Origin of the sequence: Dickeya undicola, from assembly GCF_000784735.1 — a bacterium.
In the GTDB taxonomy this organism is placed as follows: Bacteria; Pseudomonadota; Gammaproteobacteria; order Enterobacterales; family Enterobacteriaceae; genus Dickeya; species Dickeya undicola.
In genome coordinates, this window is sequence record NZ_JSYG01000039.1 from 38910 (window position 1) to 47963 (window position 9054).

Here is a 9054-nt window from a genome sequence, read left to right on the forward strand (position 1 = left end):
AGGGCCTAGTCTAGAGGTTGAATAGTCAGAGCATGGTCGGGCGGACTGAGTTTCAAGCGTGCCGCCTTCCCGAAATAGTTTTCCGGTATCTGATCGCTAAGCCAGTAACGCCCGGCGATCGACACCAACTCGGCGGCCAGATGGGTGCAGAAGATCTGGCTGCTGACATCGCCAGAAACCCCCGCCAGCGCTCGGCCGCGCATCATGCCGTAAATATGGATATTGCCATCGGCAATGACCTCGGCACCGGCGCTAACATGGCTGGTAACGATAAGGTCACAGTCGCGGGCGTAAATCTGCTGTCCGGAACGGACGGGGGTATTGATTACTCGGGTTTTAACCGGTGCGGCGACGGGGGCTGGAGGTTGGGTCGCCCGGCGTTCCTTGCCTTCACGCAACAGCGGGAGCCCCGCTTTGGTAATAGATAGCCTCAGTTGCTCATCATCGCACCCGCTTACCCCCACGACCCGCAGACCGGCAGCCGTAATCGCCTGCTGGAGCTTAATCCAGTCAGCGTCGACGGGCAGCGTCGAGACATTGACGACGACCGGCGCGTTTTTAAGAAACGCCGGTGCCTGTTCGATCTTTTCCTGCAGGGCCTGGTGAATAATATCGGGCTGCGCATCATGCAGATGAACAACGGATAAGGTAAAGTTGCTGCCTTTCAACTCAATTGGCGTTTGTGACATCTGTCCTGACTCAGTTTCAGCATCTTTAAATCCCCAGAGTAGCCTTTAAGGCATGATATTCCAGAGCGCTTTAAGCATGTTATAGTTACATGAAAATACAGGCAAGACACCATTCCCCTAGTTCAGAGTAAAAAACATGTATTGTGTGATCTACAGAAGTTCCAAACGCGATCAAACATATCTTTATGTCGAAAAAAAAGACGATTTTTCCCGCGTACCTGACGAACTGATGAAAAGTTTCGGCCTGCCGCATTTGGTCATGTTATTACCGCTTGATGGCAGGAAAAAACTGGCGTCAGCTGATATTAATAAAGTAAAACAGATGCTTACCGAACAGGGTTTTTATCTGCAACTACCGCCGCCGCCAGAAAATCTATTGGATGAACTGCAGGCAAGTGTAAAAAAATAATACTCGAATTATTTTTCAGATAATGTTCGATGTGATGACGGGAATGGGCCGCTGTTTTTTAATACAGGGGTGTCAGAAATAAACCGGGCAATGGTTTAATTCTGTTGATGCTATTTCTCGATACTGATTTATATACAGGTATATTCGTCGCAGTGACTAAATAAACGAATTTTCATCCATCCCGCGCAATTGCTTTCTTGGGCTGGTGTTTTGATAGTGGTCGCAAAAGAGTGCCCGGGGATGATGATAAATTTTGGATACTGTTGTTCATCAATCGTGCTTACTTTTTTGCTGGCGATGCCGGTATGATGGTCAAGCTGAGCCTGTCATCACAGGCTGGCGCTATCCGCTAACAGAAGGTCAGGAGAAGGTACATGTATCAACACAGAGACTGGCAGGGCGCATTACTGGATTTTCCGGTTAACAAAGTGGTCTGCGTCGGCAGCAACTATTCCGAGCACATTCGTGAAATGGGCAGCGCCAAATCGGCGGAACCGGTTCTGTTCATCAAGCCTGAAACCGCGTTATGCGATTTACGTCAGCCGGTGGCGATTCCTAAAGATCTGGGCTCGGTACACCATGAAGTGGAACTGGCGGTGTTGATCGGCACGCCGCTCAAGCAAGCGAACGAAGAGCGCGTTGCCAGAGCGATTGCAGGTTACGGTGTGGCGCTGGATCTGACGCTGCGTGACTTGCAGGCCGGGTTCAAGAAAGCCGGGCAGCCGTGGGAGAAAGCCAAAGGGTTCGATGGTTCCTGCCCGGTGTCTGGATTTATTCCGGTGGCTGAATTTGGCGATCCGCAGCAGGCGGAACTCGGTATCAGCATCAATGGCGAAGTGCGTCAGCAGGGGAATACACGAGACATGATCACGCCGATTCTGCCGCTGATTGCCTACATGAGCCGCTTTTTCACCCTGCGCGCTGGCGACATCATCCTGACCGGTACACCGCAAGGGGTCGGGCCGCTGCAACCGAGCGATGCATTAACCATCACGCTCAACGATCGCGTACTGACAACCCACGTTATCTGAGTCTCTTGTGACCACCCGCGGCGTTGTCGTGGGTGGTATCCCGCCTCATCCCCCTTTACAATACACAACCAGACGCCCTGTTTATCATCATCGGAATTGCAGTTATGACTCAAAAACCCTTTTGGGAAACCCAAACCCTGGAGCAAATGTCGGACGACGAGTGGGAAGCACTTTGTGACGGCTGCGGGCGTTGCTGTTTACACAAGCTGATCGATGAAGACACGGAGGAACTCTATTTCACCAATGTAGCCTGTAATCAGCTGAATATTAAAAGCTGCCAGTGCCGTAATTATGCGCGCCGGTTTGAGTACGAGCCGGACTGCATCAAGCTGACGCGGGAAAACCTGTTGTCGTTTGACTGGTTGCCTGAAACCTGCGCTTACCGGTTGATACACGAAGGGAAAGGGCTACAACCGTGGCATCCGTTGTTGTCTGGCTCTAAAGCGGCGATGCACCAGCAACGGATCTCGGTACGCAACATCGCTGTGCGTGAAAGTGACGTGATGGACTGGCAGGATCACATCCTGAACAAACCGGAGTGGGCCAGATAATTCGTTGTTTATCGCCGCACTGATGACGGCCAATTTGCTCAATGCTGCTGCGTTGAAAAGGCTGGATAATCGCTAAACCGGGCCGACAACGGTCAGACCCGGTTCAGAACGCGTTTACCGACCGAACAGGTCGCGGCGTTTGGGGCGGAAAGGTTGGGCAATCAGTACCAGCACGGCGACCAGCAGATAGGCACCGAAAATCACGATCATCCACTGCGGCATTTCCAGATTCAGGAAACTCCACTGGCGCTCGGCACAGTCGCCGGTGGCGGTGAAAATCGTTGGCAGCCATTTATCCAGCGGCAACCAGGACGGGAAGCTGACAAAAAAGTCGCAGGTGACGAACGGTGACGGGTGCAACTGGATATTGGTGTGTTTGATGGCCAGTGATAACCCTTCCCAGGCACTGTAAATCCATAAACCGATAGCCGGATAGCGCAGCAGCGTACCGGGGGCGACGGCACCCACAAGACCGGCGGCCATCACACCATAGAGCGCGGTGCGTTGATAAATGCACAGTACGCAGGGTTTAAGCATCATCACGTACTGGAAGTAGAGGGCAATCAGTTCAAAAACCAGTGCCGTGAACGCCATCAAAAGCCAGGCGCCCCGACCACGGGAGCAACGGTTCAAAAATCGCAACATAAAAATATTCCATGCTAAAAACGATAGTATGGGCAGTGATAACCGTGCTCGCTGCCCTCATTGAATCTCTGATCCGGGTGACCTGACGTTTCTTACGGCAGTGCCAGTGACGCCTTGTACCGCACGGAACTTGCATCAGTGCCTGAGAGATTCTGCTGTGCCAACAAATACTCTGCTGTTTTTAACGCTTTCTATGGGGGAACGCCAGTTTCATGGCGAAATCCGCCCCTTACTATACACGATTTATGCTGGTGCATGACGGTATTGATCAATGAAGTGTTCGCACCGACTGGTGAGAGGTCAACACAATGATAAATAGTGGAAAATATCAATAGGGTATATACCCTAAATAATTCAAGTTGCAGGACAAAACGTATTGCGTTTTGAACAACGCGAAGCGTTGGCCCTTCAGGGCAAGGCTCATTTGAGCCTTGTAACGCGGCAAGTGAGTGAATCCCGATGAGCTTACTTAGGTAAGTGATTCGGGTGAATGAACGCAGCCAACACACCTGCAACTTGAAGTATGACGGGTATAGAGATGTGAGCGGTATGGTGGCGAGGTATCAGGAAAATGAATATCCCACACCGTTCAGGCGTCGACGAATTCGCGACCAATCAGGTATTCAGCAGACTACGATAAGCATAAGCCGCAAGCCCTGTTTGAGGAGCGCAATTCCCGTTATCATTGGAAACGGGCAATGACAAAAATTTTATATTATTGGTAACACCATGCCATACTTGATCTGGACTGGTCATGCCAGTGAAAATAGTCCCCGATGTCAGGCAGAACAACCGGGTTGGGACCCGTTGTATTTCAACGGCTGTCCAGAATGAAATAACACCTGGCCGACCAGCCGGTGGCAAAAGCGTTGAACAGAAAGAACAGCAGGTGATTGATAATCATCAATAATAGAATGCTGGCTTGTACCCAGTCGGAATGTTGCCAGAAACGTTTTCAGAAGAATGCGGTTGAAGTGGCGGATCCCGCACCGTTGGCTTTCTTCTTTTAACGTTAATTTAATTTAACAATCGATGTGTGTTTAAAGAAAATTATCGTAAAACGGGGCATATTCGCGTTTGTCTGGCAGGAATTGTCTTTAGTCACAGTTTTTATATCGAATTAAGATTTTCAGGTCCTGCTATGCTATGTGATGTAGGGTTCGTTTGGTATGATGATGTTGACTTTCACTAGTAAACATCGCTACGGAATATAAACTTATGGTTATAAAGGCGCAAAGTCCGGCGGGATTCGCGGAAGAGTACATTATTGAAAGTATATGGAATAATCGTTTTCCCCCAGGATCTATTCTGCCCGCAGAGCGGGAGTTGTCCGAATTAATCGGGGTCACGCGTACTACGTTGCGCGAGGTACTGCAACGTTTATCTCGTGACGGATGGCTGACGATTCAGCACGGTAAACCAACCAAAATCAACAACTTTTGGGAAACGTCCGGGCTGAATATTCTTGAAACGCTGGCCCGGCTGGACCATGACAGCGTTCCTCAATTGATTGATAACCTACTGGCGGTGCGTACCAATATCGCCGGGATTTTCATTCGCACCGCGATTCGTCTGCATCCGGCTAAGTCAGTGGAAATTCTTAAGCTGGCTGAATCAGTCAACGATACATCAGATGCTTACGCTGAGCTTGATTACAACGTGTTCCGCGGATTAGCGTTTGCCTCTGGCAACCCGATCTATGGCCTGATTATCAATGGCTTGAAAGGATTGTATATCCGTGTTGGCCGCTATTACTTCTCCAATCAGGAAGCGCGTAAAACGGCGCTGGCATTCTATCATCGTCTGGAGTCGTTGAGTCGTGATGGGCTGTATGAACAGGTTCCTGATGTCATTCGCCAGTACGGTAAAGAGAGTGGAGCGCTGTGGCACAGTATGCAGAGTGCCATTCCGCGTGATCTGGCCGAAGGCCGCGGTTAGTAGATAAACCGCAGGTTGATAAAACCTGCCAGATAGAAAAACGGGTAGCGATTTCAGCTACCCGTTTTTGTTGCTGCCTTTTCACTCGTGCGTCATAGGGCGGTGTTACGCGGTGGGCAACGGTCAATCAGTTCGACGCTGCCATCCTCATTTATCTGCTCCAGCGTTACCTCGAATCCCCATAACCGGTACACATGCTTCATCACCTCATGACTACTTTTGTCCAGCGGTGCGCGATTTTGCGGCACGTAGCGCAACGTCAGCGAGCGGTTGCCGCGTAAATCCACATTCCAGACCTGAATGTTAGGTTCGATGTTGCTCAGGTTGTACTGGGAAGAGAGTTCCTGACGGATCTTGCGGTAGCCTTTTTCATCATGGATGGCGGCAATCTCCAGATAATTATTGTGGTCATCATCCAGAACGGTAAACAGGCGGAAATCGCGCATTACCTTAGGCGACAGGAACTGGCTGATGAAACTCTCATCCTTAAAGTTCTGCATCGCGAAGTGCAACGTATCCAGCCAGTCTTTGCCCGCAATGTCCGGGAACCAGTAGCGGTCTTCTTCCGTTGGCTCCTGACAGATACGCTTGATGTCCTGAAACATGGCGAAGCCGAGTGCATAGGGGTTGATGCCATTATAGTAAGGGCTGTTGTACGGTGGCTGAAAGACCACGTTGGTATGGCTGTGAAGAAACTCCAGCATAAAGCGGTCGGACAGTTTTCCCTCGTCATAGAGGTGATTGAGGATACTGTAGTGCCAGAACGTGGCCCAGCCTTCATTCATTACCTGCGTCTGTTTTTGCGGGTAAAAATACTGGCTGATTTTACGCACGATACGCAGGATTTCACGCTGCCAGGGTTCCAGCAGCGGGGCATTTTTCTCCATGAAATAGAGCAAGTTTTCTTGTGGCTCATTCGGGAAACGGCGGGCTTTTTCCGGTGATGTTCCTTGCTCGCGGCGGGGAAGCGTGCGCCAGAGTTCGTTTACCTGGCTCTGCAGATAGGCTTCACGGCTTTTTTGACGCAGTTTTTCCTCTTCCAGCGAGATTTTTTGCGGTCGTTTGTAGCGATCCACGCCGTAATTCATCAATGCGTGGCAGGAGTCGAGCAATTTTTCCACCTCGTCAACGCCGTGGCGTTCTTCGCATTGGGCGATGTATTGACGGGCAAACAGCAGATAATCGACGATTGAACTGGCGTCGGTCCAACTACGAAACAGGTAGTTACCCTTGAAAAACGAGTTGTGACCATAACAGGCGTGAGCCATCACCAGTGCCTGCATCGGCATGGTGTTCTCTTCCATCAGGTAGGCAATGCAGGGATTGGAATTGATAACGATTTCGTAAGCCAGCCCCTGTTGACCGTGCTTGTAGCGTTGCTCGGTTTCGATGAATTTTTTGCCGAATGACCAGTGGGCATAGTTGATGGGCATCCCGATGCTGGAATAGGCGTCCATCATCTGCTCGGAGGTGATCACCTCGATTTGGTGGGGATAGGTATCCAGACGGTAGAGTTTGGCTACCCGGTCAATTTCATCCAGATAGACCTGCAGCAAATCGAATGTCCAGTCAGGTCCGTCACTCAGACGTTGTGGGTTCGTTACCCGCTCATCAGTCGATATAACCATCAGCGCACCCCTCACAATAACAGCCGCCGCCTCATTGCGTCGGCCTATTTAATCGTAGCTTACTTTGAGAAAAGTGGTGTGAAATCGGTAGCTTGGATGAAGCCTTCGCGCGCTATGCCTGATCGGCTGCACGTTGCCTGCCTTTATCCTACGTTGCCGTGTTCACTCTCTCATAATAAATAAAAGCTATATCTGCAACAGATGACAATTAATAGCCAAATGCTAAAGTAGACGTTTATTTTGGTGTTTACGGCGTTATGCAGCATATTCCGCGGGACTGGCGAAGGTAGTAGGGAGAACAGTAATAATGAAGGTGGTTGTTTTAGGGAGTGGTGTTATCGGCGTCAGCACAGCCTGGTATCTGGCGCAATCAGGGCATGATGTCACCGTTATTGACCGGCAGGCTGAACCGGCGTTGGAAACCAGCGCCGCCAACGCGGGTCAGATTTCTCCAGGCTATTCTGCCCCCTGGGCTGCACCGGGCATTCCGCTCAAAGCGGTTAAGTGGTTGTTTCAGCGGCACGCACCACTGGCGATTCGCCCGGACTTTACCGCCACGCAACTCCGTTGGATGTGGCAGATGCTGCTGAATTGCGACAGCGCACATTATCGTGTCAATAAAGCCCGTATGGTCAGATTGGCTGAATATAGCCGTGATTGTCTGCAGGCGTTGCGCACCAAGACCGGTATTGCCTATGAAGGGCGTCAGGGCGGCACGTTACAACTGTTTCGTACCCCGCAGCAGTATGAAAACGCTTACCGTGATATCGCCGTACTGAAAGACGCTGGCGTACCTTATGAACTGCTGGACGCTGACCAACTGGCCACGGTTGAACCGGCGCTGGCTGGTGTGCGTCATAAACTGTCCGGTGGGTTGCGCCTGCCGCACGATGAAACCGGTGATTGCCAGCTGTTTACCCAGCAATTGGCGACAATGGCGGCACAGGCCGGTGTCAGGTTCCGTTTCGACAGCATCGTGCAACATCTTGATGTAGAGGGGCAGCGAGTCAGCGCGGTGTATTGCAACGGCGAAAAGATCACCGCTGACGCGTATGTCATGGCGTGTGGTTCTTATTCCCGTGGCCTATTGGAAAAATGGTTCGACATTCCTGTCTATCCGTTGAAGGGCTATTCGTTGACCATTCCGCTATCCAGCGAGGAAGGGGCACCGATTTCCACCGTACTGGATGAAACCTATAAAATCGCTATTACCCGCTTTGACCAGCGTATCCGCGTTGGCGGTATGGCGGAAATCGCTGGTTTTGATCTTTCTCTGAATCAGAAACGCCGTGAAACGTTGGAGATGGTGGTGCGTGATCTGTACCCAGACTGTGGGCCGATAGAACAGGCGACATTCTGGACCGGATTACGACCGATGACGCCAGATGGCACACCGTTGGTCGGGCGTTCGCCATTACAAAATCTCTATCTAAACACCGGGCACGGTACATTGGGCTGGACGATGGGATGCGGTTCCGGCCAATTGCTGGCTGATATCATTTCCGGTAATACGCCAGCAATCGAATACGATGATCTTTCCTTCTCCCGTTATGCCTAACCTGTGATTTCCATCGCTAGCAAACCGTCCCATTGGGGCGGTTTGCTTTATCTGTAAACCCTGTTAAAAAGCCGTGAAACATAATGAGGGTAAACAACACGCCTCTGTTATCCGGTTGTCATCTGGATTTTCGTCTGGTTTTCACTCGCTTACTTTTTCATGAATAAATAAGCGGTCAGTTGATTCCTGAAGACAGGAAAAAGAGGCTGATGTGTCAAAAAAATTATTAATATCAGTCTGTTGAATTATTCTCTTTCTATGTGTTAATTGAATTTTTTTGTAAATTTTTGTATTGTTTTTGAAAAGATGACGAATTAATATGACGCCGATTATTACTGCATGGATGTGGTTTGCGTAACAGGGCGTTGGCGGTTCCTGCTGTCATTCCTTCTTGCTTCTTACATCCTGCTTTTCCTCGCCGTCGCCCCGACGGAAATACACAGCAGCCGATATCGCGGCAGCGTTTTGGCATAAAACAAAAAACGATACAGATCTGTTCAGCTGCTATTCGCGCCATGCGAACTGAATGGGCTACGCATTTGTACCGTTAGGTTACGGGTTTGCCTTGTGCATTATTATTTAGGAGTTCAGGGATGAAAGCGGTG

At 50.4% G+C, this 9054-nt stretch carries 8 protein-coding genes; 5 read left to right on the forward strand and 3 right to left on the reverse strand.

Going from position 1 to position 9054, the window contains the following annotated elements:
• Window positions 1-5: 5 nt before the first annotated feature.
• The gene (gene minC / locus OB87_RS18220) at window positions 6-689 is read right to left on the reverse strand and encodes a septum site-determining protein MinC (RefSeq protein ID WP_033570810.1); all 684 of its coding nucleotides are present in this window, start codon (window positions 687-689) and stop codon (window positions 6-8) included.
• A gap of 136 nt (window positions 690-825) precedes the next feature.
• Here minC and OB87_RS18225 point away from each other — a divergent pair, with 136 nt between their 5' ends.
• The 3 genes from OB87_RS18225 (at window position 826) to OB87_RS18235 (ending at window position 2680) form a co-directional block, all read left to right on the forward strand.
• Window positions 826-1098: a YcgL domain-containing protein gene (locus OB87_RS18225; RefSeq protein WP_033570811.1), complete on the forward strand. Its 273-nt coding sequence runs from the start codon at window positions 826-828 to the stop codon at window positions 1096-1098.
• A gap of 374 nt (window positions 1099-1472) precedes the next feature.
• A complete protein-coding gene (locus OB87_RS18230; RefSeq protein WP_033570812.1) occupies window positions 1473-2129 on the forward strand; it encodes a fumarylacetoacetate hydrolase family protein in 657 nt (218 codons plus the stop codon).
• A gap of 104 nt (window positions 2130-2233) precedes the next feature.
• Entirely contained in the window at window positions 2234-2680 is a 447-nt protein-coding gene (locus tag OB87_RS18235) for a YcgN family cysteine cluster protein (protein ID WP_033570813.1), read from the forward strand.
• Window positions 2681-2794: 114 nt separating this feature from the next.
• On the opposite strand, the gene dsbB is transcribed toward OB87_RS18235, so the two are convergent.
• Window positions 2795-3325 (reverse strand): disulfide bond formation protein DsbB, encoded by a 531-nt coding sequence (gene dsbB / locus OB87_RS18240; protein ID WP_033570814.1) that lies wholly within the window; start codon window positions 3323-3325, stop codon window positions 2795-2797.
• 1218 nt (window positions 3326-4543) lie between these two features.
• Here dsbB and fadR point away from each other — a divergent pair.
• Window positions 4544-5263, forward strand: a complete 720-nt coding sequence (fadR, locus tag OB87_RS18245) for a fatty acid metabolism transcriptional regulator FadR (protein ID WP_033570815.1) — start codon at window positions 4544-4546, stop codon at window positions 5261-5263.
• Window positions 5264-5355: 92 nt separating this feature from the next.
• Here the strand turns inward: fadR and OB87_RS18250 are convergent, their stop codons facing one another.
• Window positions 5356-6891 (reverse strand): SpoVR family protein, encoded by a 1536-nt coding sequence (locus tag OB87_RS18250; protein WP_033570816.1) that lies wholly within the window; start codon window positions 6889-6891, stop codon window positions 5356-5358.
• 307 nt (window positions 6892-7198) lie between these two features.
• On the opposite strand from OB87_RS18250, the gene OB87_RS18255 reads away from it, so the two are divergent.
• On the forward strand, window positions 7199-8449 hold the full coding sequence (locus tag OB87_RS18255) for a D-amino acid dehydrogenase (RefSeq protein ID WP_033570817.1): 1251 nt from the start codon (window positions 7199-7201) through the stop codon (window positions 8447-8449).
• Window positions 8450-9054 lie beyond the last annotated feature (605 nt).

Excerpts from the sequence above, each read along its gene's own strand:
- OB87_RS18235 (WP_033570813.1), top strand. The coding sequence starts at position 2,234 with ATGACTCAAAAACCCTTTTGGGAAACCCAAACCCTGGAGCAAATGTCG.
- OB87_RS18230 (WP_033570812.1), top strand. The coding sequence starts at position 1,473 with ATGTATCAACACAGAGACTGGCAGGGCGCATTACTGGATTTTCCGGTT.
- OB87_RS18255 (WP_033570817.1), top strand. The coding sequence starts at position 7,199 with ATGAAGGTGGTTGTTTTAGGGAGTGGTGTTATCGGCGTCAGCACAGCC.
- fadR (WP_033570815.1), top strand. The coding sequence starts at position 4,544 with ATGGTTATAAAGGCGCAAAGTCCGGCGGGATTCGCGGAAGAGTACATT.
- minC (WP_033570810.1), bottom strand. The coding sequence starts at position 689 with ATGTCACAAACGCCAATTGAGTTGAAAGGCAGCAACTTTACCTTATCC.
- OB87_RS18250 (WP_033570816.1), bottom strand. The coding sequence starts at position 6,891 with ATGGTTATATCGACTGATGAGCGGGTAACGAACCCACAACGTCTGAGT.
- dsbB (WP_033570814.1), bottom strand. The coding sequence starts at position 3,325 with ATGTTGCGATTTTTGAACCGTTGCTCCCGTGGTCGGGGCGCCTGGCTT.
- OB87_RS18225 (WP_033570811.1), top strand. The coding sequence starts at position 826 with ATGTATTGTGTGATCTACAGAAGTTCCAAACGCGATCAAACATATCTT.